This is a genomic window from Bacillus sp. 05T21, from assembly GCF_056396785.1.
In genome coordinates this window covers 95,578-121,111 of the sequence record NZ_JBFTMD010000005.1, presented here as the reverse complement: position 1 = coordinate 121,111, position 25,534 = coordinate 95,578, and the positions used below count along the sequence as shown (strand labels likewise).

Annotated in this window: 26 protein-coding genes and 1 pseudogene; 6 read left to right on the top strand and 21 right to left on the bottom strand. The window is 34.5% G+C overall.

Annotated features, from left to right (window positions below):
- Positions 1–229: 229 nt before the first annotated feature.
- Positions 230–400 carry a hypothetical protein gene (locus AC1DKZ_RS12785; RefSeq protein ID WP_002086168.1) on the top strand — a complete coding sequence of 57 codons (171 nt, stop codon included), beginning with the start codon at positions 230–232 and terminating at the stop codon, positions 398–400.
- 43 nt (positions 401–443) lie between these two features.
- Here AC1DKZ_RS12785 and AC1DKZ_RS12780 read toward each other — a convergent pair whose 3' ends face one another.
- Together AC1DKZ_RS12780 and AC1DKZ_RS12775 are read right to left on the bottom strand one after the other, a co-directional pair.
- Positions 444–1,043, bottom strand: coding sequence for a nitroreductase family protein (locus AC1DKZ_RS12780; protein ID WP_016094247.1), 600 nt, complete (start codon positions 1,041–1,043; stop codon positions 444–446).
- 248 nt (positions 1,044–1,291) lie between these two features.
- Entirely contained in the window at positions 1,292–2,245 is a 954-nt protein-coding gene (locus AC1DKZ_RS12775; RefSeq protein ID WP_476996379.1) for a D-alanyl-D-alanine carboxypeptidase family protein, read from the bottom strand.
- A gap of 218 nt (positions 2,246–2,463) precedes the next feature.
- Here AC1DKZ_RS12775 and AC1DKZ_RS12770 point away from each other — a divergent pair, with 218 nt between their 5' ends.
- The 3 genes from AC1DKZ_RS12770 (at position 2,464) to AC1DKZ_RS12760 (ending at position 4,340) form a co-directional block, all read left to right on the top strand.
- Entirely contained in the window at positions 2,464–3,465 is a 1,002-nt protein-coding gene (locus tag AC1DKZ_RS12770) for a S66 family peptidase (RefSeq protein ID WP_476996378.1), read from the top strand.
- 202 nt (positions 3,466–3,667) lie between these two features.
- The gene (locus AC1DKZ_RS12765; RefSeq protein ID WP_002086172.1) at positions 3,668–4,009 is read left to right on the top strand and encodes an EamA family transporter; all 342 of its coding nucleotides are present in this window, start codon (positions 3,668–3,670) and stop codon (positions 4,007–4,009) included.
- Positions 4,002–4,340, top strand: coding sequence for an EamA family transporter (locus AC1DKZ_RS12760; RefSeq protein WP_002135751.1), 339 nt, complete (start codon positions 4,002–4,004; stop codon positions 4,338–4,340). The genes AC1DKZ_RS12765 and AC1DKZ_RS12760 overlap by 8 nt, the downstream gene beginning before the upstream one ends.
- Before the next feature lie 35 nt (positions 4,341–4,375).
- Here the strand turns inward: AC1DKZ_RS12760 and AC1DKZ_RS12755 are convergent, their stop codons facing one another.
- The 12 genes and pseudogenes from AC1DKZ_RS12755 to AC1DKZ_RS12700 form a co-directional block, all read right to left on the bottom strand.
- The gene (locus AC1DKZ_RS12755; protein ID WP_002135750.1) at positions 4,376–4,825 is read right to left on the bottom strand and encodes a DUF6376 family protein; all 450 of its coding nucleotides are present in this window, start codon (positions 4,823–4,825) and stop codon (positions 4,376–4,378) included.
- Positions 4,826–5,070: 245 nt separating this feature from the next.
- Entirely contained in the window at positions 5,071–5,292 is a 222-nt protein-coding gene (locus AC1DKZ_RS12750; RefSeq protein ID WP_063217781.1) for a hypothetical protein, read from the bottom strand.
- 195 nt (positions 5,293–5,487) lie between these two features.
- The gene (cydC, locus tag AC1DKZ_RS12745; RefSeq protein WP_476996377.1) at positions 5,488–7,212 is read right to left on the bottom strand and encodes a thiol reductant ABC exporter subunit CydC; all 1,725 of its coding nucleotides are present in this window, start codon (positions 7,210–7,212) and stop codon (positions 5,488–5,490) included.
- On the bottom strand, positions 7,209–8,930 hold the full coding sequence (cydD, locus tag AC1DKZ_RS12740; RefSeq protein WP_476996376.1) for a thiol reductant ABC exporter subunit CydD: 1,722 nt from the start codon (positions 8,928–8,930) through the stop codon (positions 7,209–7,211). Before cydD ends, cydC begins: the two co-directional genes overlap by 4 nt.
- Complete coding sequence (gene cydB, locus AC1DKZ_RS12735) at positions 8,930–9,946, bottom strand: cytochrome d ubiquinol oxidase subunit II (protein WP_002141342.1); 1,017 nt, start codon at positions 9,944–9,946, stop codon at positions 8,930–8,932. The genes cydD and cydB overlap by 1 nt, the downstream gene beginning before the upstream one ends.
- A complete protein-coding gene (gene cydA / locus AC1DKZ_RS12730) occupies positions 9,933–11,336 on the bottom strand; it encodes a cytochrome ubiquinol oxidase subunit I (RefSeq protein ID WP_476996375.1) in 1,404 nt (467 codons plus the stop codon). Before cydA ends, cydB begins: the two co-directional genes overlap by 14 nt.
- Positions 11,337–11,961: 625 nt before the next feature.
- Positions 11,962–13,017: an LLM class flavin-dependent oxidoreductase gene (locus tag AC1DKZ_RS12725; RefSeq protein ID WP_098635389.1), complete on the bottom strand. Its 1,056-nt coding sequence runs from the start codon at positions 13,015–13,017 to the stop codon at positions 11,962–11,964.
- A gap of 16 nt (positions 13,018–13,033) precedes the next feature.
- On the bottom strand, positions 13,034–13,975 hold the full coding sequence (locus AC1DKZ_RS12720; RefSeq protein ID WP_476996374.1) for a ring-cleaving dioxygenase: 942 nt from the start codon (positions 13,973–13,975) through the stop codon (positions 13,034–13,036).
- 52 nt (positions 13,976–14,027) lie between these two features.
- Positions 14,028–14,471: a MarR family winged helix-turn-helix transcriptional regulator gene (locus AC1DKZ_RS12715; RefSeq protein WP_113938227.1), complete on the bottom strand. Its 444-nt coding sequence runs from the start codon at positions 14,469–14,471 to the stop codon at positions 14,028–14,030.
- Between the two features lie 101 nt (positions 14,472–14,572).
- Positions 14,573–14,896, bottom strand: a complete 324-nt coding sequence (locus AC1DKZ_RS12710) for a carboxymuconolactone decarboxylase family protein (RefSeq protein ID WP_476996373.1) — start codon at positions 14,894–14,896, stop codon at positions 14,573–14,575.
- A pseudogene (locus AC1DKZ_RS12705) lies at positions 14,893–15,303 on the bottom strand (tautomerase family protein). The gene AC1DKZ_RS12710 and the pseudogene AC1DKZ_RS12705 overlap by 4 nt, the downstream one beginning before the upstream one ends.
- Before the next feature lie 45 nt (positions 15,304–15,348).
- Positions 15,349–15,894: a DUF4865 family protein gene (locus AC1DKZ_RS12700; protein ID WP_476996372.1), complete on the bottom strand. Its 546-nt coding sequence runs from the start codon at positions 15,892–15,894 to the stop codon at positions 15,349–15,351.
- Positions 15,895–16,014: 120 nt separating this feature from the next.
- Here AC1DKZ_RS12700 and AC1DKZ_RS12695 point away from each other — a divergent pair, with 120 nt between their 5' ends.
- The gene (locus tag AC1DKZ_RS12695) at positions 16,015–16,803 is read left to right on the top strand and encodes a LysR family transcriptional regulator (protein ID WP_476996371.1); all 789 of its coding nucleotides are present in this window, start codon (positions 16,015–16,017) and stop codon (positions 16,801–16,803) included.
- A gap of 164 nt (positions 16,804–16,967) precedes the next feature.
- Here AC1DKZ_RS12695 and AC1DKZ_RS12690 read toward each other — a convergent pair whose 3' ends face one another.
- From AC1DKZ_RS12690 to AC1DKZ_RS12660, 7 genes are all read right to left on the bottom strand, one after another.
- A complete protein-coding gene (locus AC1DKZ_RS12690; protein ID WP_476996437.1) occupies positions 16,968–17,921 on the bottom strand; it encodes a branched-chain amino acid ABC transporter permease in 954 nt (317 codons plus the stop codon).
- A 49-nt stretch (positions 17,922–17,970) separates the two neighbouring features.
- On the bottom strand, positions 17,971–18,831 hold the full coding sequence (locus tag AC1DKZ_RS12685) for a branched-chain amino acid ABC transporter permease (protein WP_476996370.1): 861 nt from the start codon (positions 18,829–18,831) through the stop codon (positions 17,971–17,973).
- Between the two features lie 22 nt (positions 18,832–18,853).
- Complete coding sequence (locus tag AC1DKZ_RS12680) at positions 18,854–19,558, bottom strand: branched-chain amino acid ABC transporter ATP-binding protein (protein WP_353760902.1); 705 nt, start codon at positions 19,556–19,558, stop codon at positions 18,854–18,856.
- Positions 19,536–20,309 carry an ABC transporter ATP-binding protein gene (locus AC1DKZ_RS12675; protein ID WP_476996369.1) on the bottom strand — a complete coding sequence of 258 codons (774 nt, stop codon included), beginning with the start codon at positions 20,307–20,309 and terminating at the stop codon, positions 19,536–19,538. The genes AC1DKZ_RS12680 and AC1DKZ_RS12675 overlap by 23 nt, the downstream gene beginning before the upstream one ends.
- 89 nt (positions 20,310–20,398) lie before the next feature.
- Entirely contained in the window at positions 20,399–21,616 is a 1,218-nt protein-coding gene (locus AC1DKZ_RS12670; RefSeq protein ID WP_044444543.1) for a substrate-binding domain-containing protein, read from the bottom strand.
- Positions 21,617–21,914: 298 nt separating this feature from the next.
- Positions 21,915–22,832, bottom strand: coding sequence for a GTP-binding protein (locus tag AC1DKZ_RS12665; RefSeq protein ID WP_372475407.1), 918 nt, complete (start codon positions 22,830–22,832; stop codon positions 21,915–21,917).
- 117 nt (positions 22,833–22,949) lie between these two features.
- Complete coding sequence (locus AC1DKZ_RS12660; RefSeq protein ID WP_242247533.1) at positions 22,950–24,386, bottom strand: flavin monoamine oxidase family protein; 1,437 nt, start codon at positions 24,384–24,386, stop codon at positions 22,950–22,952.
- A gap of 200 nt (positions 24,387–24,586) precedes the next feature.
- Here AC1DKZ_RS12660 and AC1DKZ_RS12655 point away from each other — a divergent pair, with 200 nt between their 5' ends.
- A complete protein-coding gene (locus AC1DKZ_RS12655) occupies positions 24,587–25,531 on the top strand; it encodes an L-lactate dehydrogenase (protein ID WP_476996368.1) in 945 nt (314 codons plus the stop codon).
- Positions 25,532–25,534 lie beyond the last annotated feature (3 nt).

Sequence of the window (25,534 nt, the reverse complement as noted above, 5' to 3'; positions counted from 1 at the left end):
TAATTTGACGAAAATGCACATCCCACTATCTATTTTTCACTATCCATGGAATTTCCAGGATATTTATATTATCATATATAAAGTAGGATTTTAATCCATACAAATTTTATTCACCCCACACTGAAACCAATCGAACTTTTACAGGTCGGTATTCTATACGTAGCATTGAATTTTGATATGGAAGCCTTACTGCCCGCAAATAGTGAGATAAAAAAAAGGAGATATATTTATGAAAAACATAATAGATGATCCTATAAATAAAAATATAGAACTGTACTATGCTTTTTTTCAATTCGTTTCAATTATAACATTACAAAAAGTATCAACTATTGAAACACGTAAAAACAAATTAAAAAATCAGATGAAAAATTCCTACAAAAAAAATCCTTACTACTTATAAAAGGTGAACAGATTATATCTCTGTTCACCTTCTATTTTTTATTTTATTTGTAAATTTTCACACGAGTTTCTAATGGCTGATATTCTTTATCTCCTGCAGAAACTACTGGTTTACCAAATGGCATTTGCGCAGTTAACTTCCAGTTTGCAGGTACATCCCATTCTTTCCTTACTTCTTCATCAATCAACGGATTATAATGCTGCAATGTAGCACCAAAACCTTCAATCTCTAATGCTGTCCAAATCGCAAATTGCAACATTCCAGAAGATTGCTGAGACCATGTAGGAAAATTATCTTTATATAGTGCAAAGTTCTCTTGCAAACTTTCTACTACTTTACTATCTTCGAAATACAGAACTGTTCCATAGCCATTTTTAAATGCATTCATTTTCTCTTCAGTAGGTGCAAAATTATTTTCAGGCACAATTTTTCGTAACGTTTCTTTCGTAACATTCCATAATTTATCGTGTTGTTCACCTAGTAATACAACAACTCTTGCACTTTGAGAATTAAAAGCCGAAGGTGTATGTTTCACAGCATGATAAATCACTTCTTGAATTCTTTCATCAGAAACTACTTGCTCTTTACTAATCGCGTAAATAGATCTTCTGTCTTCAATTGCTGAGTAAAAATCTTTTGCCATTACAATTCCCTCCAATTTTCATTTGAGGCAGTATCATATGTACGAAGCATATAATGCCTCTCGAACTTATTATTAATAAGTTCTTAACTTAATAATATCAACAAACAAAAACAAACTCAAATGATATCACTTGAGTTTTCACTTCCTATACGTCAAAAAATAAAAAAACAGTTTATTGTCACCAAAATCAAGGGTCAATAAACTGTCTGTCTTATTTTTATAACAATCTAAATTACTTCTTTCTTCACCTAATTAAGCAATTGAAATGCATAGGACATTAATTTATTTGTTTCTGTAAAACGTTTTGTTTTACTTTTTGTCCCCATAACAACTGTAATAACACGATTATCGCCTTGTTTTGCAGTACCTGTAAAACAATACCCTGCGCTATCTGTAAACCCTGTTTTTAAACCGTCTATTCCTTCTATATATAAAGCTTTATTATTTTTGTTTAACATCTCATTTGTGTTTGTAACATTAATATTATTAAATGCTAACTGACTTTGACGTAAGTGAGTCACTTCTAATATCTCTGGGTAATCTTTTATAAGATGATACGCTAATTTCGATACGTCAGCTGCTGTCATTTTTGTTTCACTTCCGTCGGGCTCCTGTAATCCGGAAGCATTCGCGAATTTAGCTTTATCTGACATTTCTAACTGCTTTGCTTTTTCATTCATAAGTTGAACAAAGTTTTTTTCTGTCTTAGCTACATGTTCCGCTAAAGCGACAGCCGAATTATTAGCCGATTCAATCATTAACGCATGATATAAGTCCTTAACAGTTAATGTATCATTTGCTTGCATCGGGATTTTTGCACCCTCTGTTTGTGCCGACTTTGCACTTATTTCCACTGGATCTTCCCAGTGGACTTTCCCATTATGTATACTCTCTAAAACGAGATATGCTGTCATCATTTTTGACATACTAGCAGGGGCAACAGCTTCATTTTCATTATTTTGATAAATAACTTCTCCATTACTCGCATCGATAATAATAGCTGCTTTTGCATCAATTTCTGGTGGTATATATTTTGGTGGAACTACTTTTTCAGATAGCCCTGTTTTAGGTAGCTCTGCCACTTGTAAAGGCTGAGTATCTACTTTTGTTTCACTCTTTTGAACCCCCTGGAAAAAGAACCAACATATACCCAGAATTACTACTAATAGGATTGTTAATCTTCCCCATTTTAACCGCTTCATTCTAAAACTCCTTTAGCAACCTTTTATACACTCATGTTTAACCATAACAACAATTACTTTATATCGTCAAGGTAAAAAGTATATTTATTCATCTACAGCAATTATAATTTCAACCTCGTTCTCTTTTTCATATGTGTTACACTAAAAACAACAAAATATAAGAATATTCAATAACATCGAACCACAAAAACACTATATAATAGAAAGGATTTATACAAATGATACTTCCAAAAGCATTAAAATATGGCGATACAATTGGCATCTACTCTCCCTCTTCACCAGTAACCTATACTTCTCCAAAGAGATTTGAGCGAGCAAAATTATACTTAGAACAGAAAGGTTTTCATATATTAGAAGGTTCACTAACAGGTCAATATGATTATTATCGCTCCGGGAGCATTAAAGAGCGTGCTGAGGAATTAAATGACTTGATTAGAAACCCTAACGTCTCTTGTATCATGTCGACAATTGGGGGACTGAATTCAAATTCATTACTACCTTACATTGATTATGAGACTTTTCAAAAGAATCCTAAAATAATGATTGGCTATTCAGACACAACAGCATTATTACTAGGAATTTATGCAAAAACAGGAATTCCTACATTTTATGGTCCAGCACTTGTTCCTTCTTTTGGTGAATTTGAGCCTTTCGTAGATTGCACATACAAATATTTTGCGGATACTTTATTAACTGATCAACACCTTCCTTACAACATAAACCAGCCGTTATTTTGGTCAGATGAATTTATTAATTGGGAAGAAAAAACGAAAGAAAAAGATCTTCGACCGAACAATTGGATTTCAGTAATTGGTGGGAAAGCTACTGGACGTATTATTGGTGGGAATTTAAATACTATACAAGGTATTTGGGGTAGCCCCTATATGCCACTTATTCAAGATGGTGACATTCTCTTTATTGAAGATAGCTCAAAAGATGCAGCTACTATCGAAAGAAGTTTTTCATTACTTAAAATTAACGGCGTTTTTGATAAAGTTTCAGGTATCATCCTTGGAAAACATGAGCAATTTGATGATTGTGGTACAAATAGAAAACCTTACGAAATATTATTAGAAGTATTACAAAATCAAAAACTTCCTTTTCTAGCCGATTTTGACTGTTGTCATACTCATCCAATGATTACTTTGCCAATAGGTATTCAAGTAGAGATGGATGCAACAAATAAAACGATACAAATTATAGAACAGTGGAAAATCTAACTCTACTAGCTCTATTATTTTCAGCTCTAAAGCTACGCATTGCCTTCTATTGTTTTACATTAGAAGACATGATACTATATATTTTGGAATGTGAAGAAATAAACAAAAATCATTTCAATATGCCTTTTATATATAATAAGAAGATATTGATTATATACATCGAGTTTACATACGTGTATATAAAGTAAAAGAGAGTGAATATATGAAACCAACTATTAAAAACTATGTATTTTTACATGTGGCCTTCTTGATATATTCTATCATTATGGTTTACATGAAATGGGCATCTCAATTCCCTATTGCATCAATTTCATTTTTTATTGCTTACTTCGGACTTGTTGTACTTTTATTCGGATATGCAATTCTATGGCAACAAGTCATTAAGAACTTTGAAATTTCTAGAGCATATTCACACCGTGGGATTATCATACTATGGTCAATGCTTTGGTCAGTATTCCTGTTTGGAGATACGATACAGTGGAATCACATACTTGGCGCAGCTATTATTATCGTCGGAATTGTGGTGGTGACAAAAGATGAATAGTTATATGTTATTATTGATATTTGGGATAATTTTAGCCAATTACTCACAAATATTATTAAAAAAGGCTACTTTACAACAATACGATTCTAGAATAAAAGAATATGTGAATCCTTATGTTATCATCGGCTACTTTTTATTTGTAATTAATGCCGGATTAAATGTGATCGCCTTAAAGGGCATGGCATTAAAGCAAGCATCTGCATTAGAATCATTAAGTTATATCATCATTTTAATTTTCAGTTGGTACTTCCTAGGGGAGAAAATCACGAAACGAAAAATCATTGGCAACATTATTATTGTCATTGGTGTAATCATCTATTGTATTCAATAACAAAAAGATCCGTTTATGATAAACGGATCTTTTTGTTATTGCCCTAAATTTTGAACCTTATCTTTCAAATCACGAACTTGTTCTATCGTCTGCATAAGCTCAGAGTTTTTAAACTGCTCTACATTCATTTTTCCTTCCTCTATCTTTGTCATAGATGTATCAATTAATGTATTTAACTTTTCATTATAACCGACGATTTGCTGGTGAAGATCCTTCGCTACATCTGGTGGTGTTAATTCATTAAAAGCTGGTATATCTTGTTTAATTTCAGTAAGTTTCGTTTCTAGTTCTTTCCGGGCTTCCCCATCCTTAACAGCCTTTTCAGCTAATGCTGGCGCTTCATTTGCAAATGCACTTATTTCATTTACATAGTCTGTCGCTTTTTGAGCGTAATCTATGGAGTTCTTCCCTTCCTCTACTAGCGAACATCCCATCAAACCAATTGAAACTACAATTGAAAGTAACATTGTTTTTGTAAACTTCATTTTTACCTCCTAAATAATTTCCATACTTTTATTCATTTATAAACACTTTATTTTCTTCTTATACACTTTATCACATCATATCTTATTTTTTTAATCTTCCTCTTATACATTCTAGAAAAATCATTATTATCCTGTTCAACATGTACCTCGAAACTATCTTCATTTAAATATAAAAACAGACATACTTATTTTTCAGTACGTCTGTTTTCCAGGTACGTATAACTCTCACTAATTAAAGTTTCTCTTTATCCTCTCACATGCCCTATTACTGTTATAATATCTATGTCTATATGTACACTAATAATATCTTCTATAATGTCTGTATATCCTTGGCCTAAAGGTGTTCCGTAATGTAATAAAATTTCTTTTTTTTCATAAACTGACTTCGGTACTGTAAAAATAAATTTCCTCAGATTCCGCTCATCAGCAGGCTCCAAAATTAAAACAATGCCATCCTCTTCAAACATATAATCACGCCTTCCAACAATCCATTCACTATGGCTCAAGTATTGCCTTGAAAGGATAGATTTTAAACACCCTTTCTAACAATATATAACCATTTCATGATCAAATAGCTTATACGGCTTATATGATTTCACCACAAATACAAAAAAACACGAACCTTGAACTACCAAGAATTTGTGGTTTTTTGCATTTCATTCCTATATACCTTTATCAAGCTCATATAACCTACGATATTTCTCATTTTCTTTCAGTAGCTGTTCGTGACTACCTTGCATAGCGATTTGGCCACTATCAAGGAAAATAACTTCATCTACATGTTCAATTCCTACAAGATGATGTGTAATCCAAATAACAGTCTTTTCTTCTGTTGCAGAAAACATTGTTTCTATTAAGGCTAATTCCGTTTTAGGGTCTAAACCGATAGTCGGTTCATCAAGTACAATAATCGGTGTTTCTTGCATAAGAGTTCTTGCAAATGCTACCCTTTGCCTTTCTCCGCCAGAAAACCTCTTTCCCATTTCATGCATTTTTGTTTGTAATCCATCAGGAAGAGAAGCAATGTGTGGTGCTAGCTGTGCTTTCTCTAAAGCTTTCCATATCTCTTCATCATTAGCCTCTGGTTTACCGATCCGCACATTATTTCCAATTGTCGTATCGAATAAATGTGGTTTTTGGTTTAATACAGAAATATATTTTGACAAAAAATCCGTACGAGCTTGTTCACCATTCAATATAACTTGGCCATTCACCGGACGTAGTGCACCAGTTAACAATTTTAGTAAAGTAGATTTCCCTGTTCCACTTCTACCTAAAATAGCAATTTTCTTTCCTGCCTTTATTTGCAATGATACATCTTTTAATACAGGTTCATTACTATCCGGATAATTATACGACACATTACTCAGTTCGATATCTACATGTTTTGATACAACGTATTCTTTATTTACAGGTAACTCCTTACCACCATCCAAAGCGCTCTCACTTTCTACGCCATTAAGCCGATGAGCAGATTCTACATAAGATGGAATTCGATCGATAGCATCTGATATAGGGATAAGCGCATTTGTCACAGATAATGTCATTAATACGAAAGCTGCGATAACTGTAGGTGCAATCTGTTCACTTGTCGCTGCATTTCCAGTCCATATAATCATTGAAATGACTACAATACCTACTGTTAAGTGAATGAGACTGTCTCGAATATGGTACCAGCGTTTCACTCTCTTTTCTGTCTTTAACAGCTGGACATTTTGCGCTACATACTCATTAATAAATTCATCTTTTCTACCACTCGCCTGCCAATCAGATAACCCAAATACAGCATCTGTCAATTGTTGATACAAACGATTTCTTCCTTGCTTCAAAGCAACATGATGTCGTTTCATCAAAACTAGTGATACGAATGGAAGAAGAAAAACAATAACAACTAACATACAAGCTGCGATAAGTGCAAATACTAAGTCAAATGCACCGATAACAATTACAAAAATGCTATATACAACTAATGCTAATATACTAGGGAATATTGTACGTAAATATAGATTCTGTAAATGTTCAATATCCTCAGACAATACACCTAGTACATCACCAGTTTGAAAGCGTGAGCGAAAAAATAACGCCTGTGGTTCTACAATTCTATATAGTTTCGTTCTCATTTTTTCTAATATACGTAATACAACATCATGCCCAACTAAACGCTCTAAATAATGAAAGACCGCTTGTCCTATACTAAATGCACGCGTTGCGACAATAGGAACATATACAGCCATTACATTTTCCGGTCTGAGAGCAGATTTAGAAATTAAATAACCTGAAATGAAAAGTAACATCGCACCCGAACTAACTCCAAGAAGCCCAAGGAAAATAGTCAAAGTCATTCTACCTTTATTTTGCTGTATATAAGGCTTAATCCAGTTACTCATCGCTCTCCCCTCTCTTCGCTATGAAAATGTAATGTCTCATTCGTTAAAAGTTCTTCATATGTTCCACTTTCTATAACTTTCCCTTTATTAAAAATAAGAATATGATCCATTTGCTTCATCCAATGTAGACGATGCGTTGCAAGAAATACTAACTTACCTTCAAACAGACGTAACATCGATTGCTTTATTTCAAATTCAGTTTCAATATCAAGATGTGCTGTAGGTTCATCTAATAAAATGATTGGCTTTTTACTTAAAAGTGCACGTGCCATAGCGACACGTTGTTCTTGTCCACCACTAAGCATACGTCCACCTTCTCCAATTCTTTCGTACATCCCATGTGGTAATGATGCAACGAGCGAACGAAGACCAACTTCATTAATAACTCTCTCAACCTCTTTATCAATTGTATTCGTTTCATAGAAACAAATATTATCTTTTAATGAAAGCGGAAAAATATAAGGTTGCTGCGGAATATAAGCAATATTTTTTTGCCAATCTTCTCGAGTAGATTCACCAATTTCCACACCATTTACTAACATCTTCCCACCCGAAGGAGGTAGAAATCCTGCTAACACATCGATTAACGTTGATTTCCCTGCCCCACTTTCACCAATAATGCCTATAGCACCGTTACCTTGCCAAGTAAAATCAATTCCCTCTAATATAGCCTTTTCAGATTCATCATTATTTACTTTTACATCTTGTAATTTCAAACTACTAGAAGAAATCCATACTATATCTACATTTGAATCTTTCTTTTCTATTTCTTTTTGTTTCTGTAAAATTTCTTCTATTTGCTCCATTGCAAGTTGTCCATCTAATGTAGCATGATAATTCGCTCCAACTTGCTTAATCGGCAGAAAATATTCCGGCGCTAAAATTAAAATCGTAAGAGCTGGCAACAGTATAATTGTCCCATCTATTAACCGTATCCCTAATCCAACTGCTACAAATGCAATTGATAAACTCGTAAAGAAATCTAATGCAAAAGAAGAAAGAAAAGCAACTCGCAAAGTACGCATCGTTGCTTTTCTATATCGTTTACTTACTTTTTCAATCTTTCCTTCGTGCTGTTTACTTTTCCCTAAATACTTTAATGTTTCTAATCCTTTTAACGTATCTACAAAATGATTAGAAAGTACACGATATGTCTCATATTGGCTATCCGCCATTTTCTGCGCTGCTAATCCTAGAAGGATCATAAATATGATCACAATTGGAATCGTTACAACTAAAATGATTCCCGACTCAATGTCCAGTGTAAAAACATATAGAACAATTAGCCCTGGAACGATACTACTTCTAATCATTTTAGGAATTGTCAATTCAATATATGTTTTAAATTTCTCAATACCTTCTATCGATAAAGTAACCAGATGACCAGTCCCATTCGTTTGGACAAATCTCGGCCCTAACGTAAAATATGCTTCTATTAACTGTTTACGTAATGCAAATCCTGTTTTTTCAGCGAAACGCTCAACCAATATTTGCGATGTTCGCACCAACATTTGGCGTGCTGCAAACGTGATTCCAAAATAAACAGTTTCATTTAGCACAGCTTGCACTGTTTCTCCATGAAATAAAAATGTGATTGCTCGTGCTAAAAACACTGTCTGCGCAATGATACTACACGCCTCTAAAATGCTAATAAGACTTAAAGTTACATATAAAACTCGGCTACCAGGATACGACGGAAGTCCTCTTTTTCTTTTCATTAGTACTCCAAATCTTTGTCTGACTTAACAGGTTGTCTAAATACATAGAAACTCCATATTTGACTACCGATAACAAACGGTAAAATAGCAAGAGAAAAATAGCTCATCAGTTTTAATGCATAAGGTCCTGATGCTGCATTATAAATTGTCAAATCATTTACCGCTCCTAATGAGCTAATCATGACACGCGGGAACATACCGATGAACACACTTGCACTTAGCAAAATGATTGTTAAACTCGTCATAAAGAAAGCCCAACCATCTCTTCTTCTTTTATTTAATAAAGTAGAAACAAATAGCGCTACAAAAGCTCCAATTGGAACCATTAGCCACTCTGAACCATGTGCGGTGAAAATATCTGTTTTCCATAACCCTACAGCTGCAAAAACAAGAAGTGTTATTAATGCAAAAGGTGCAATCTTTGTCGCGGCAATACGTGCGCGTTCTCGTAATTTTCCTGTTGTACGTATAGTAAGGAATTGCAAACCATGAACAATACATAGAAGAAGAAACATAACTCCCCCAAGTAACGCAAATGGGTGAAGTAATTTCATAAATCCGCCTACCATATTTTTACTTCCATCAATTGGTACACCTGTCATAAAGTTTGCGATTGCAACTCCCCAAAGTATGGGAGGTAGCAAACTTCCAATAAACATGCCCCAATCCCAGAAACTCTTCCATTTATGATTTTCTATTTTTGCACGAAATTTAAAGGAAACACCTCTTATAATTAATGCAAGAAGCATAAACACAAATGGAATATAAAACCCACTAAATAAAGTTGCATACCAGTGCGGGAATGCCGCAAACATAGCGCCACCAGCACAAACAAGCCATACTTCATTTGCGTGCCAAAACGGCCCAATTGTATTTAAATATATACGTTTTTCCAGATCGTTTTTTCCTAAAAACCTTGAAACGATTCCTACACCAAAATCGAAACCTTCAAGTACAAAGAAGCCAACGAATAAGGTTGAGATAATTAGAAACCACAACTCATTAAGAGATAACATACTCTTCCTCCTTATCAAATGGATCATGGCTTTGATAATCCTTTTTCGTTTTCTTATTCGCATGTCCTTTAATGATACGAACGAATAAGTAAACAGTAATTCCTCCAACAATTAAATATAGTGATGTGAATGAAACAAGAGAGAATAATACTTCTCCAAATGAAACGTTTGGAGATACAGCATCTTCTGTTTTCATAACACCGAAGACAACCCAAGGCTGACGTCCCATTTCGGTCATGATCCATCCTACTGTATTACCGATAAACGGTAGTGCAATTGCATATACCATTATTTTTAAATACCAAGGGTTTTCAGCTAAGCGATCTTTTCTTGATAAGAACCAGCCGTACATTCCTAAAAGAAGCATGAATGTTCCACTCATTACCATCGCTCTAAAACTCCAGAACATAGTATGTACTGGCGGAATATAATCTCCAGGTCCATATTTTTCTTCATATTGTTTTTGAATTTGATTCATCCCTTCAACTTGACCGCTAAATTTATCATATGACAATAGACTTAGCATATAAGGGATTTGAATTTCAAACGAATTTTCTTTCTTCTCTGTATCAATTTTTGCAAATACTGTAAATGGCGCTGGATCCTCACTCGTATTCCATAATGCTTCAGCTGCTGCCATTTTCATCGGATGTGTCTTAATTAAATTTTGTGCTTGTGCATGACCGAAAAATAATACCAATGCAGTTGTAATTGTTCCAACAACGATAGAAACTCGGAACGATTTTTTAAACACCGCAGTTTCTTGACCTTTTGATATTTTCCATGCACTTACACCTGCAATAAAGAATGCACCAGTTGCAATTGCCGCTGTGATTGTATGTGGGAATTGCACCCATAATTGTGGATTTTGAATAATCGCCCAAAAATCATTCATTTGCGCACGTCCATCTGCTGCCATTTCATATCCTACTGGGGCATGCATAAATGCACTTGCAGTTAAAATCCAAAATGCTGATAACATTGTTCCTATTGAGAGGAGCCAAATACATAAAAGGTGAACTCGCTTCGGAAGTTTATCCTCACCGAATACCCATAAACCTAGGAATGTAGACTCAATGAAAAATGCTAATAAACCTTCAATTGCAAGTGATGGTCCGAAAACATCACCAACAAAACGTGAATACGTTGACCAGTTCATACCAAACTGAAATTCTTGTAAAATACCTGTTACTACACCTACTGCGAAGTTAACAAGGAATATTTGTGTCCAAAACTTTGTCATCTTCTTATAAATTTCTTGTCCCTTTACCACATACAACGTTTGCATTAACGCAATGATAAAAGCTAAACCTATGGACAGCGGAACGAAAAAGTAATGAAAAATCGTTGTTGATGCAAATTGTATTCGTGCCAATTCGAGCGTTTCCATGCTAAAGTCACTTCCTTCATATTTTTTTATATCGTAATATCGATTGAATTGTATGAATTCACTTCATAACGAACAATTCAATCATTTGGAAATACAAAAAGATAAATTCGTTTATGTACTTTCTGAAAATATAGATTGTCAGTTTTTTAGATAATTACAAAAGAACTTTCTTCATACGATTTACCTTTTCACTATTTCAGTAGTGTTTTATTCGTTAATCGAATTGTATAATATACTTACATAATAAATTCAGGTGATTTTTGACGTATTATTGACAGGATTTTGTCTGAAATATGTCTTTTGTAATTTTTTTGAATTAGATTTTTCACATTTTAAAAACGTACTTTTCAAACATACAACACACTCTTATATCAATTATTATTATGTTTTTCTCTTCATACGCTTGACTTTCCTCTTGAAAAATGTCCTCGAATCAAACCTGAAAACACGTTAGATTTTTGTCAAGAGAAAAATGTATTTCCAAAATTCAAATCAACAATATTGTTATTCACAAATAGAAAAAAACTCCCCTTTCTCTAGACATAAAATTCGTTTTTTTGTCATTTTTCAAACTGACTAAATAAAAAAGTACCGAGAATAGATTATACTCCCGGTACTTTTTTCATTATTTCGTTGTATATTTTCTAACAGCCGGCATAATTTCAGTAGCAATTAATTCAATGTTTTTCTCAATCTTATCAAATGGTACACCGCCAAAATCAATCTGTGCCATAAAACGTTGCTGTCCAAATAATTCATATTGATAAAGCATTTTTTCAATAATTTGTTGCGGGCTACCAATCATTAACGCATCACGGTGATCTACTGCGTTAGTAAATTGTTGTTTTGGATACCCACCACCGCGTAGCGCAAGCATACCAGCATTAATATGAGGATAATATTCACTAAGTGCATCTTGTGAATTTTCTGCTGTATAAAATAAACTTGTTGTCGCAATTGGTAATGTTGCTGGATCAAAACCACTTTGCTCAGCTGCTTCACGATATGCATCAACCGAAACTTTAAAATTAACAGCTGGGCCACCAAGTGTCGTAAGCATCATTGGTACACCTGCGCGTCCTGCCTTAATTGCACTAGCAGGTGGCCCTCCAACAGCACGCCAAATTGGCATATTGTTATTTTTAGCTCTCGGTATAATTGCCGCATGTTCAAGTGGCGTTCTAAACTGCCCTTTCCATGTTACACTTTCTTCTTTATTTATTTTTAATAAAAGATCCATCTTCTCTTCAAATAGTTCTTCATAATAATTTACATCGTAACCAAGTAAACTATATCCCCCAATACGAGATCCACGACCAGCAACGATTTCAGCACGACCACTAGAAATTAAATCAATTGTGGCAAAATCCTCATATACACGAACCGGATCTGACGTGCTTAATACTGTTGCGGAACTCGCGATTTTAATGTTTTTCGTAGCTTGTGCAATAGCTCCTAAAATAACTGTATGAGCTTGCGTTGTAAAATGCGCTTGATGACTTTCACCGACAGCAAACACATCAATTCCAGCTTCATCTGCTAACTTAGCTGTTTCAATTAGTTCATGAATTCTTTTTTCTGCACTTATTTTCGAACCATCATGCGGATTTAAAATATGATCTCCAATTGAATATAATCCAAATTCAATTCCCTTACTTGTATCAATACGGTATTTTTCCATAGTTGCTCTCTCCCTTTTAATAAAGCGGTATTAATTTCTCTTCAATCTCTTTTCTTCTCTCTTCTAAAAATGGTGGTAAATCCAGCTCTTTTCCTAATTCTTCAACTGTTGAATCTACTGTAAATCCTGGGCCATCCGTCGCAATCTCAAATAAAATGCCATTTGACTCACGGAAATATAAACTTTTAAAATAAAAGCGATCGATAATCCCTGTTGATTGGAACCCTTTATCTTTCACCGCTTCATTCCAATAACTCAGTTCTTCATCATTTTTCACACGAATAGCTAAATGATGAATACTTCCTTTTCCTGGTCTTTCACTCTCTCCATCTTGCTGTTTCACCAAAATTTCTCCAAAAGATTGACCATCCATAGATTGATAAATCCCCTCATCGTCTGAACGAGATACTTCTTTATAACTAAACAAACCTGTTAATGTTTTTGATAATTTATTTAAACTGCGCACTGTCATTTCAACTGTTCCCATGCCTAAAATACGATGATTCTGCTCTACAGAAGATTCATCCCATGCAGTCCAATATTCAGGCACCTCTTCATCTTTATTATTTAACAGCACTAACCGTAGACCATCTGGATCTTCAAAGTGCAGTGCGTCTCTTCCGGCGTAAGTTGTAATTTCCCCATGCGCCACCTGGAGTGACTCAAAACGTCTCTTCCAAAATGTAAGACTTTCTATTGAAGGTACGAGCAAGCCTATTTGTGTTATTGCATTTGTACCACGGATTGTTCTACCTACATTCGGCATTTCAAAAAATGATAATTCAGTTCCGGCACTCCCTGTTAAATCACCATAAAACAAATGATACATAAATGGATTATCTTGATTGACTGTCTTTTTCACCCGGCGTAATCCTAAAACATCTCGATAAAAATTATTATTCGTTTTCGAATTTTTAGTCACCATAGAAATGTGGTGATGTCCTGGAATTGTATACATAAAACTTCCTCCTCTTTATCACTTGATTAGTCAATTGATTAAGTAAAAAAAATTACTCATTCGGTAATTCTTTTTTTTCACTATGCTTATGAACTTTTGACATCAACTCGTATAGTATTTTCTGCTCTTCTTCATTTAATACATCATCAAAAAATGATGATTGAAATGCAAGTTGCTCTGGCAATGCTCTTTCTAAAGCCGCTTCCCCTTGCCCTGTAAGACTAATTGTTTTCGTTTTCCAATCTTGTTTTCGTATAATATATCCTTCTTTTTCAAGACGTGTTAACATTCGAGAAATACCGCCTTGTGTAACGGTAACCTTTTCTGCTAACTCCATTTGTGTTAATGGCTGATAAGTCCGTATTTGCAAAAGCACATCAAATTGGGCTGTTGTTAAATCAAAACGTTTTAAAAACTCATTTGACATTTGATTACTTTGGTTCGTAAATCGTATTAAACGTAGCCATATTAACGATCCTATCGTATTTTCACGCATGTTTCATCACTTCCTAGCGTTGATCTTACTATCACTTTACCACTCAAGTGATAGTAATGCAAGTAGAAATATGTTAAAAATACCTCCCAAAATCATTATTCTTAACTTTCCATTTCATTCATTGCTATATTTAAAGCTGCCACAGCTTTTGGCCAACCAACGTAAAAAGCCATATGTGTTATTAATGCAACTAATTCATTCTCCATTATCCCATTTTGTTTAGCTAGCTTCAGATGAAATGATAATTGTTCTGTATTACCAAGACTGATTAGCGCCGACAATGTACATAAGCTTCTTTCTCTTAATGTTAAAGCGGCATCCCGCCACACTTCCTCAAATAATATCTCTTCACTATAATGAGAAAATACAAGTGCTATTTCTCTCATTTTCTTTGGAATATAAAATTCAATTGGTTCATTCATCATTTTGCTCCCTTCATTTTTACCAATTGTGCCATCCCTTGACCAAATGACCAGTTTTCAGCAGCTGTCTCATGTAATGTAATAAAAATGTCAGTAACTTTTACGTTGGAACATTCCGAAACTTCAAAGGATATAGATTGATACAAACCTTTTTTCTGTTGTACTGTTCTTCCAGGTCCACATGTAATAGAAACATGAATCATATTCTAAGTTCTCATTTCTCCTCTTTCCAACAAATAATATGGATTATACAAAAATTGATTTCGTTGATAAGGTAAAAATATTTGAAAATAATCATTTTCAGGGATGTTAAAATGTTCAATTAATGAAAGATGGATACATTCACCTATCTTTTTCAACTCTTCTTTATTTACTATATCTTCATGATAATAAACGTTCACAAAAGGCATACATTTTCATTCCTTTTTCTTAATTTAGCATTCAACAACATATCCTCATGAAATATGTAAAATCTCATAAATAGTAACATCGTCCATTACATCTATTTCAGGCTTTTCCTTATAAAAACTGAATTGACTATATCCCCACTTATCCGGATTATAAACTATTACATTTACTAAACATTTTTCTATGTTTTGCACATTTTCATTTACTTTATTTAATTGCGTCCCAATCAGCGATTTACTTTGAGAAATACTCCCTGCATATTCAACAGCATATCTACTTTTTCTAAAATCATTACTTAAATTAACAACTAATGGAACACCTATATTTATTTGTTGCCACCCAAACGATTGCAAAATATTATCGTAATACCCTTCGAATATAAATTTGTTCATCCCTTCATGACCATTCCACATATATAAAGGTGCATAACAGTTATAGAAATTCCCATCCTTACCTGTCTCAGTAATTAAATAAGCCTTAAAATTTAGTTCTTGAAAACCATCAGTTTTAAACCCATTATCCTTTACCCTTTTTTTAATAATCTCCATGTCATAATCCTTTGGTAAAATGACCTTATATTGCATACCAATCATGTTTATCACTCACTTTCGATCTTATATACATAATGATAAACCGATGATCGGCTGACGTAAAATAGGTATAAATTATGTTTGATATCATTTATAATGATACCGTGTAAGGGGCTGAAATGAATGGAAATAAATGATCTTATTATATTTAAAACTGTAGCTAACGAAGGATCTATTAGTAAAGCTGCTAAAGAGCTAGGCTATGTACAACCAAATGTAACTGAGCGAATCAAAAAATTAGAACAAGAATTAGAAACACCTTTACTACATAGAGATAACAAAGGTGTCTCCCTGTTACCTTCTGGTGACATTTTATTAGACTACACGAATAAAATATTAGCTCTTTTAGAAGAAGCGAAAGATGAAATTAAAACAAGCGCTTCTTCTTATGTAATAGCGACGTCACAATCTATTTTGACTAATTATCTAAGTATGCGTATTAAAGAGAATTTCAGGAATTATCAAATATATATAGAAAGTAGTAGCCATTTACAAAAACTACTACAGCAACAAAAAGTTGATATGGTCATAACTTATGAGGATTATCCCGACGCAGCGTTTAAAAAAGTATTCACCACTTCAATTTCTGTAGGCTTATTAAAAGCGAAAAAACAGTGTAACATTGACTTTTCAAAAGAACTTTTCTTTGTTAGTAACGATAAAAAGTGCCCTTTTAGAAATATGACAATACAATTTCTAAAAGAAAACAATCTATCCCAGCATCAACTTCAACAGTTAGATTCTTATTCGCTTATTGAAGAGTTTATTGTTGAGGGAAATGGGATAGCTTTTTTACCGATTAGAAATGATAAATTAGTTCCAGTTGAAAATGTCGCGGTTGAAAAACTACCTATTAACTTCTTTACAACTCGAGACTTAGATAAAGTGATTCCAGGTGAACTATTTAATTAATAAAGAGGCTACACTTGTCGTATTTTACGGGTAAATAGATATCCCTTTTCGAATCGCTAATATAACTTCATATACTATCGTACGGCTTAATAAAATAAAAAGGGATGTTACCTAGTTAATATGTTTAACTACTAGGACATCCCTTTTCATCTTGAAGACTTATTTCACACGTTCTGCTCCACCCCTGTGCTCTTCTCCTTCTTACCCCTTTTAAAATTCTTCAACTTCTTAACTGTTCCAACTAACCCTTTCGGAAAAACTAGTAGCACGATAATGTATAATAAACCAAGAATAATCGTCCATCGTTCAAAAATCGGATATTCCGTCGCTAATTCGGATAAATAATATTTCAATGATTCAATAATCCCAGCTCCAGCGATTGCTCCGATTAAAGTTCCAACTCCCCCGATCATTGTCATCAATAATGCATTTAACGTCATTTCAATTGAAAATACCGTCGTATTTACAAAGCGTAATGTGATGACAAATAAACCACCGCTAATCGCTGCAACTACTCCTGCAACAACACTAGCAATAATTTTATAATGAAGAACTTTATAGCCAAGTGCTTCAACTCGTTGTTCATTTTGTGAAATCGCCTTTAATACTTTCCCAATTGAAGACTTTGTGAAAAGACGTAACAAGATGAAAATACTGATTAGACATATAAATGTTATATAATAAAATGTAAAACGATCACGGAATATATCTGGTACACGAAATGTAAATCCATCTCCTCCATGAGTCAGTGAACGCCATTTTTCAGCAAGTACAAAAAACAGCTGGGAAATAGCGAGCGTTAACATTGCATAAAAATGACTTTTCAAACGTAATGAAAGCATACCAATTATATAACTAACGATAGCTGATACAATAATTGCGGCTGCTATTCMTATAAAAAAGTTCGTTATAGACACCCCTTGCCGATCAAATAAGAGCGCCACACCATACGCCCCTATTCCAAAGAACATACAATGACCGAATGAAACAATACCCGTATATCCAAGGAGAACATCAAAACTCATAGCGAAAATAGCAAAGATGAAGATTTGAGTGAACAAAATTAACAAGCTCCGTGAATCATTTACGAACGGAAATACACTTAAACAAGTGAGCATAAAAACTCCGAAGTATACTTTAATTCGATCCGATGTGCTGTTCACCATGTCACCCCTTTTCACCAACGAGTCCCGTCGGCTTCACTATTAAGAAAAATAGTAACATTAACATATTGATTGCAAGAGATAAATCTGGCACATAATACGCTGTAAAAGCACCGGCTAATCCGACAATTAAAGAAGCTAGAGCTGAACCTTGTACGCTACCTAATCCGCCAATGATAACTACTATAAAGGCTAAAATTGCATACTGCATGCCCATCTCAGCGAAAATAACTCCTGAATATGGTGCTAGTAGAAAACCACCTAACGCCGCCATCCCTGCTCCTAATAAAAAAACAAACGAGAATATCGCTTTTACGTTAATTCCGAGAGCTTGAACCATCTCTTTATCCATTACACCAGCGCGAATCATAAGTCCTACCTTTGTTTTTTTCAGCAGCAATAGTAAAGCGATGTAAATTAGTATCCCAACTAAAATAACGAATAGGCGATATTTTATTAAGATAACTCCTCCAAATGTAAAACTTCCTTGAAGCCATAACGGTAATTTTGCAGCAATTGGATTAGGACCCCAAAATATTTTGATGCACTCGCTAAGAACGAGCATTCCTCCGAGTGTCACGAGAAGCTGCCGCACATGGTTTCCATACACTGGTCTAATAAGAAATCTTTCTAAAATGAAACCGAGAAACATACCCATAGCGACTGCCCCAATTAGCGCTAATAAATAACTATCTGTCATATTAAATAACCAAACGCCTGTAAATGCTCCCCATGCAAATAAACCGCCATGCGCAAAATTTAGTACGCTCATTAAACCGAAAATAAGTGATAGACCAGACGCCAATAAAAAAATAAGCATCCCTGTCGAAACGCCATTTACAAATAAGTTAATTAGCACATCCACGTTCTATCCCCCCGTATCAATGTTAAGAAATACCTAAATATTTATGACATGTTTCCTTATCCTCTCGCAGTTCCTCCATGAAACCGTTATGCACAATGCGCCCATTATCCATAATGTAAAAATAATCACCGATTTGACTAGCCATCATAAAATTTTGTTCAACAAGTAAAACAGTCGTTTTTTCCTTCATTTTCAAAATTGCTACCATTAATTTTTCTATCATAATTGGAGACAGCCCTTTACTCGGCTCATCAATAAGCAATAATCCATCACTATTAATAAATGCCCTTGAAATAGCCAACATCTGCTTTTGTCCCCCACTTAAGAGCCCACTTTTCTTATTCCAAAACTGCTTTAAATCTGGAAATAGTTCGAGCATCCAATCTATTTTCTCTTCAGATTCTTCCCCATTTTTTCCCCTAGCAAGTGCGAATGTCTCTTCTACTGTTAAATCATGAAAAATACCTTGATTTTCTGGTACATAACCTATACCTTTTCTTGAAATTAAATGTGTAGATAACCCATTTACTTTTGTGTTATCATAATAAACTTCTCCATTTGCTATCCGGTGAAACCCCATAACCGAGCGTAATGTTGTTGTTTTTCCAGCTCCATTTCTTCCAAACAATACTGTAATCGTTCCCTTCTCAACCGAAAGGGACACCCCTTGTAAAATATGAAACTGATCTAAATACGTCTCTATATTATTCACTTGTAGTAGTGCCACTATATAATCCCCCTAAATAAGCACTTTGTACTCGCTCGTCTTTCATCATTTCTTTCGGCAATCCTTCAGCCAATAACTCCCCATGAAATAAAACGATAAGATGATCTGATAAATCTAGCACCATATCCATTTTGTGTTCGATAAGTACGATTGTGCTCTCTGGATTCTTTTTAATATTTTCGATTACTTGTAATATAGCCGGAACTTCCTCAACAGAAATACCTGCTGTCGGCTCATCTAGTAGTAATACATCCGTTTTTAATGCTAATAACATAGCAAGCTCTAGCTTTCTTTTTTCTCCGTGAGCTAAGTCTTTAGCAAATACGTCCCCTTTCTCGTGAAGGAGTACTGTCTTCAAAAGACGTCTCGCTTCTCCAGTTTGCTGCTTTAACTTGGCTGCATTCGGAAAGAAACTGTAATAATCCTGAACAAACGATTGAACACTTAGACGCACATTTTCAAGTACTGTTAGCTCTGGAAAAATATTTGTCAACTGAAAAGAACGACCAATGCCCAAGCGCGTTCGATCTGAAATTGATAATTTTGTAATATCCTGCCCTTTAAAATAAACTTCACCTTTCGTCGGAGAAATTTGCCCACTTAATAAATTGAATAGTGTTGTCTTTCCAGCACCATTCGGTCCAATTATTGAAATGAGCTTTCCTTTTTGTACCGTTAAATTAACATCCTTAATAACATGATGATCCCCAAAAGATACACAAAGATTTTTCGTCTCTAACAAATGTGTCATAAAATCCCTCCCACTGAAAGCCATGTTTATGAAAGAAACAAGTATAAAGAGGGTATTCCCTCTTTATAAAAAACAACAGAAAATTCAGTCTATTTATTCTGAATTGATGGTTCTGTCTCTTTCATCGTTAATTCTCTCTCTAACACTGGTACTGGATAATCAACACCATCTTGCTTTTTCAGCGTTATAGAATATAGAGTTTGTAATGCTTGATGATCCTTCTCTCTAAATTTCATCTTTCCTTTCGGTGTCTCAAATTCCATCCCTTCCATTTTCTTAATAAGTGTATCTACATCTGTATCGCCCTTCGTTTTCTTTAAAGATTCGACAATAGAAATTGCCGCTGACATTCCTCCTGCTGTAAACAGATCTGGAACAGCACCATTAAAACGTTTTTTATGTTCTTCTACTAGCCAATCGTTCACCTTATTCTTTGGAAGTGAGTGATAATAAACAGAAAACCCTTGCATCCCTATTAGCGCATCCATCGTTTTTAATGCTGGTATATCAGGTGCACCGGTAGAAATTTTAATTCCTTGCGCTTCCACATTCATATCTTTCAACTGTTTCCATGGTGAATTCGCACCTGCCCAAACGATAAATAAATAATCTGGTTTTGAGCTAATAATATTTTGAATATTTGCAGTGAAATCAGTTGAATTCGTATCCGCGTATTGCTCGTTTACAATATTCGCACCTAATTTCTTTGCTCCCGCTTTAAATGCTGCAATTCCTTCACGACCGAAAGCATTATCTGGAGCAAACGTCGCAATCTTTACATCTTTTTTAGCAATTGAGGCAGCCCCAGCAATCGCATCTTGCGAAGAGTTTCTACCTGTTCTAAAAATATATTTATTCCAGTTCTTCCCGGTAATACTATCAGCAACTGCTGGTTCTACAACCATAATCTTTTTATACTCTTCAGCTAGTGGTAAAACTGCTAATGTATCACTTGAACTAGATGATCCGACTAAAAAATCAACTTTCTCTTCTTCTAATAATTTCGTAGCTTTCTTAACCGCTACATCGGCTTTCGTTTCCGTATCTTCTACAACAAACTTAATCTTCTTCCCTTCCACTTTCCCAGTTCCACCAGTTGCATAATCTAACCCTAATTCAAACCCGTTCACTGTTTGTTTTCCATACGATTCTAATGGACCTGTTAACGAAGCAAGAACCCCTACCTTAATCGTTTTTTCATCTTCTGTACTTGTCTTCTTTCCCGAACAAGCTACTGTTACTAATAATGACCCTAAAACACAACCAGTAACCACCGTTCTTAGCCATTTACGTTTTTTCATCGACATTGTGATCCTCCCCATACTTTACTTTCTGATAGAATCAAACACGCCAAATTCCCCTGTCCGTAATCATGACTTTAAAATTGGTAATGGAAAACTCTTGTAGTAACCTCTACATTCGGCACAAATCTATAATCACCTTCCTATTAAATGGAAACGGACATACAATCAATATATATTCCGTTGTTCAAATGAAATTACTGTTTCATTACAGTAATCATCACGCAAAAAGCTGCAAATAATTAACTTAATTCATTAAGTCAATTATTTGCAGCTTACCTAAAAAAATGATTAGAAAAACCGATTAATTATTTTCTACTTTCTCTAACCCTTCAGCCAATTGTTTCTTATCTAGCCCTTCTCCTATTACTACTAAGTTTGTCGGGAAACCGAAGTCTTGTTCCAGTAAAGTCGGTACCCCGAACGAATATTGGAATAGATGCGGGTATTTATCTCCATGGAATTTCACAAATCCTTTTACACGATAAATGCTATCTGGTAAATTTGAAAGCCATTCGTATAATTTGTCTTGATCAATCGATTTCGTAAATTGATACGTCATCGTTTGTATATGTAAATGCTGTTTAACATGTAGTGTCTCATGTTCTCCATCTCTCACAAATTCAGCTTCTTCTATATCTTTTAAAGATATATTACAATACTTTGTTTCAAACAATTTCGCATGATTATTTATTGCTTTTACGTCTTCAAGTACTTTGTTCTTATCCGAATCTGTTAATAAATCTGATTTATTAATAAGAATATGACTTCCATATTTCATTTGCTCATGTAATAGCTGTTGTACATTTGCACTTAATATACTTCGGTTTAACCATCTTACTGCATCTAATACGACTACTATAGATTTCACTTCAAGGAAAGGAGCTAAAATTGGTGATACACATGCATCTAACACTTCAATTGGATGTGCGACACCTGTTGTTTCTATATAAATTACATCTGGTCTTTCTTGTTGATATAAAGAATGTAATTGAATTTCAAGCTCTTCTTTTAACGTACAACAAATACATCCTTTCAGAAGTTCCCTTAACACATTCTCTTTTCCAATAATATCTGTATCTACCGAGTATTCACCGATTTCATTCATCAAAACTGCAACTTTTCGATTTTTCTTCTTTTCTGCTAATAATAAATTTTGCAGCAATGTTGATTTTCCGCTACCTAAAAAACCACCTAATATATGAATTTCTACTTTACTCATTCGACCGACCATCCATTTCTCTACTTCAAATTTATTCAAAGCGTAATTATTACGATTTATATTTATCATTTTATTAAAAGAATACCTATTTGTAAACAAAACTGCTAGATTATCGTTTCATTTTCCATTCACTTCATGAGCAACTCTAATTCCAGACTCAATCGCTCCTTGCATCCATCCATGTGTTAATGTCGTATGTTCTCCTGCAAAGTGCACTCTACCCGCTGGCGGCGTAATATATGGAAACAATTCAAGCTCTTGCCCTGGTTCAAAAGCTGTAAATGCTCCGCAAGAATACGGATTTTGACTCCAGCTAAAAGATTCTCCCGCAACATACTCACTATAAAGCACATTTCCATATATTTGCGCTAAATTTTTCAAAGCATAACGAATACGTTCTCTATTCGAGAGACTATCCCACGTTAACGCCTCATCTGCCCACGTATAGCTCACTAAAACGATAGCCGCCCCTGGTGTATGAATGCCGTAGCTCGGATAATATGTAAAGCGGATAGGTAAATCTGTAATTGACTTACCACCATATTGTCCTGCTCTTTCCCAAAATCTACTTTTAAACTCTATCGCAATTTTAGTTGAAGCAATATAATTTAATTCACGAATTGCCCGCCTTTTATAATAAGAGAATAAATGATATGGCTGAACTTCTACAAATCGCAAAGCTGAAAATGGAATTGTGACAATAGCGATGTCACCAGTTACTATAAATGAATTTAACGTTTGTTCATGTGTTACTTGCATCATTACTTTATTATCTTCCTGTATAATTTTTTCTACTTTATACGACATAAAAATATTATCCTTTAGCTCTGGTAAAAATGAATTTGGTAATGCGTCCATCCCGCCTGTTATCTCATAATATTTCGTCGTTGAAGTGAAAAAGATTATTTCGCGTAATACTTCAATTAATGACATTCCCATGTATGCTTCCATATCAAGAAGTACTCCGATCATATCTATTGCCCCATCTGAATAATACTCGGTTAAAAATGAACCGAGCGAATATGTTTTATACTTTTTTTCAACAATAATCCAGTTTTTATTAGGATCTTTCTTAATATAATTAAGTATCGGTTCCAATACCTCTAACATTAATCCTTCTGCCGTTTTCCCCTTTTCTTTATCTAAAACTGGATATCCAAGTACACTTGGGTCCTTTTCAAACACATCCAATCTCGTTCTTTTGTTATTCGTATAAATTATATCTGAAGAAGTTTTATTAATAAAAAGGTTTAACGGTAGTTTAAATTTACGAATGTAGGCTAAAGTTAAATCATGAGTATCCGGAATACGCATAGGACCTGCGTTAAAATATAATCCTGCACTAAATGGTTCCCGAATCGTATACACCCTGCCACCTATTCTGTTATTTGCTTCTATAATCGTTACCTCGTGCCCAGCCTCTTTTAATAAAGATGCTGCAACTAATCCAGACATCCCTGCACCGGCAATTGTAATCCGTTTGGGGTTATTCGTTTTGGCAAGCCCTTCATGAATAATTTGAAGCATTTGTTCCATCGATAATGGATTCCCCATGCCCATTCCCCTTTTATGAAGGATTTTACTGAATTATATTCGTTTAACAGGATTCCTATGTTTCATTCAAGCAATTGAGTGGATACATTTTCAATCACTTGAATATCTTTTATAAAATGTAATAAAATAGATATGAAACTATAGAAGTAAGACGTATTATCTTACATAATAAAATTTATGAAATAGCGAGGAATTTTGAAATGAAAAAAGGTATTAACCGTGTTGTATTAGTAGGAACAGGAGCAGTTGGATGTAGTTATGCTTACTGTATGATTAACCAAGCTGTAGCTGAAGAATTTGTTTTAGTTGATGTAAATGAAGCAAAAGCTGAAGGAGAAGCAATGGACTTAAGCCATGCGGTTCCTTTCGCACCAGCTCCAACAAAGGTTTGGAAAGGTAGTTATGAAGATTGTAAAGATGCAGATCTTGTTGTGATTACAGCTGGATTGCCACAAAAGCCAGGTGAAACACGTTTAGATTTAGTTGAGAAAAACGCTAAAATTTTCAAGCAAATTGTTCGTAGCATTATGGATAGCGGCTTTGATGGCATCTTCTTAATCGCAACAAACCCTGTAGATATTTTAACTTACGTAACTTGGAAAGAATCTGGATTACCGAAAGAACGCGTAATCGGTTCTGGTACAACTCTTGACTCAGCTCGTTTCCGCTATATGTTAGGTGAGTACTTCGATATTGGACCTCATAACATTCACGCTTATATTATCGGAGAACATGGTGATACAGAACTTCCGGTGTGGAGTCACGTATCAATTGGTATTCAAAAACTACAAACGCTTCTTGAAAAAGACAACACATATAACCAAAAAGATTTAGATAATATTTTCGTAAACGTTCGTGATGCAGCTTATCACATTATTGAACGAAAAGGTGCTACATACTACGGCATCGGCATGTCACTTTTACGTGTTACGAAAGCAATCTTAAGCAATGAAAACAGCGTATTAACTGTATCAGCATATCTTGAAGGTCAATACGGCCAACAGGATGTTTATATCGGCGTACCTGCTGTTTTAAACCGCGGCGGTGTTCGGGAAATTTTAGAAGTTGAACTAAGTGAAGAGGAAGAATTAAAATTCGATCACTCTGTTCAAGTGTTGAAAGAAACAATGGCTCCTGTTCTTTAATCA

Bases quoted from the DNA above. Each gene is read 5' to 3' on its own strand.
- AC1DKZ_RS12770 (WP_476996378.1), top strand. From the start codon at position 2,464: ATGATACTTCCAAAAGCATTAAAATATGGCGATACAATTGGCATCTAC.
- AC1DKZ_RS12720 (WP_476996374.1), bottom strand. From the start codon at position 13,975: ATGTATACAATTCCAGGACATCACCACATTTCTATGGTGACTAAAAAT.
- AC1DKZ_RS12665 (WP_372475407.1), bottom strand. From the start codon at position 22,832: ATGAGTAAAGTAGAAATTCATATATTAGGTGGTTTTTTAGGTAGCGGA.
- AC1DKZ_RS12755 (WP_002135750.1), bottom strand. From the start codon at position 4,825: ATGAAGTTTACAAAAACAATGTTACTTTCAATTGTAGTTTCAATTGGT.
- cydB (WP_002141342.1), bottom strand. From the start codon at position 9,946: ATGTTATCTCTTAATGAGTTGTGGTTTCTAATTATCTCAACCTTATTC.
- AC1DKZ_RS12725 (WP_098635389.1), bottom strand. From the start codon at position 13,017: ATGGAAAAATACCGTATTGATACAAGTAAGGGAATTGAATTTGGATTA.
- AC1DKZ_RS12715 (WP_113938227.1), bottom strand. From the start codon at position 14,471: ATGCGTGAAAATACGATAGGATCGTTAATATGGCTACGTTTAATACGA.
- cydC (WP_476996377.1), bottom strand. From the start codon at position 7,212: ATGAGTAACTGGATTAAGCCTTATATACAGCAAAATAAAGGTAGAATG.
- AC1DKZ_RS12765 (WP_002086172.1), top strand. From the start codon at position 3,668: ATGAAACCAACTATTAAAAACTATGTATTTTTACATGTGGCCTTCTTG.
- AC1DKZ_RS12710 (WP_476996373.1), bottom strand. From the start codon at position 14,896: ATGATGAATGAACCAATTGAATTTTATATTCCAAAGAAAATGAGAGAA.
- AC1DKZ_RS12700 (WP_476996372.1), bottom strand. From the start codon at position 15,894: ATGATTGGTATGCAATATAAGGTCATTTTACCAAAGGATTATGACATG.
- AC1DKZ_RS12655 (WP_476996368.1), top strand. From the start codon at position 24,587: ATGAAAAAAGGTATTAACCGTGTTGTATTAGTAGGAACAGGAGCAGTT.
- AC1DKZ_RS12775 (WP_476996379.1), bottom strand. From the start codon at position 2,245: ATGAAGCGGTTAAAATGGGGAAGATTAACAATCCTATTAGTAGTAATT.
- AC1DKZ_RS12760 (WP_002135751.1), top strand. From the start codon at position 4,002: ATGAATAGTTATATGTTATTATTGATATTTGGGATAATTTTAGCCAAT.
- AC1DKZ_RS12670 (WP_044444543.1), bottom strand. From the start codon at position 21,616: ATGTCGATGAAAAAACGTAAATGGCTAAGAACGGTGGTTACTGGTTGT.
- cydD (WP_476996376.1), bottom strand. From the start codon at position 8,930: ATGAAAAGAAAAAGAGGACTTCCGTCGTATCCTGGTAGCCGAGTTTTA.
- AC1DKZ_RS12660 (WP_242247533.1), bottom strand. From the start codon at position 24,386: ATGGGGAATCCATTATCGATGGAACAAATGCTTCAAATTATTCATGAA.
- cydA (WP_476996375.1), bottom strand. From the start codon at position 11,336: ATGGAAACGCTCGAATTGGCACGAATACAATTTGCATCAACAACGATT.
- AC1DKZ_RS12695 (WP_476996371.1), top strand. From the start codon at position 16,015: ATGGAAATAAATGATCTTATTATATTTAAAACTGTAGCTAACGAAGGA.
- AC1DKZ_RS12785 (WP_002086168.1), top strand. From the start codon at position 230: ATGAAAAACATAATAGATGATCCTATAAATAAAAATATAGAACTGTAC.
- AC1DKZ_RS12750 (WP_063217781.1), bottom strand. From the start codon at position 5,292: ATGTTTGAAGAGGATGGCATTGTTTTAATTTTGGAGCCTGCTGATGAG.
- AC1DKZ_RS12675 (WP_476996369.1), bottom strand. From the start codon at position 20,309: ATGACACATTTGTTAGAGACGAAAAATCTTTGTGTATCTTTTGGGGAT.
- AC1DKZ_RS12780 (WP_016094247.1), bottom strand. From the start codon at position 1,043: ATGGCAAAAGATTTTTACTCAGCAATTGAAGACAGAAGATCTATTTAC.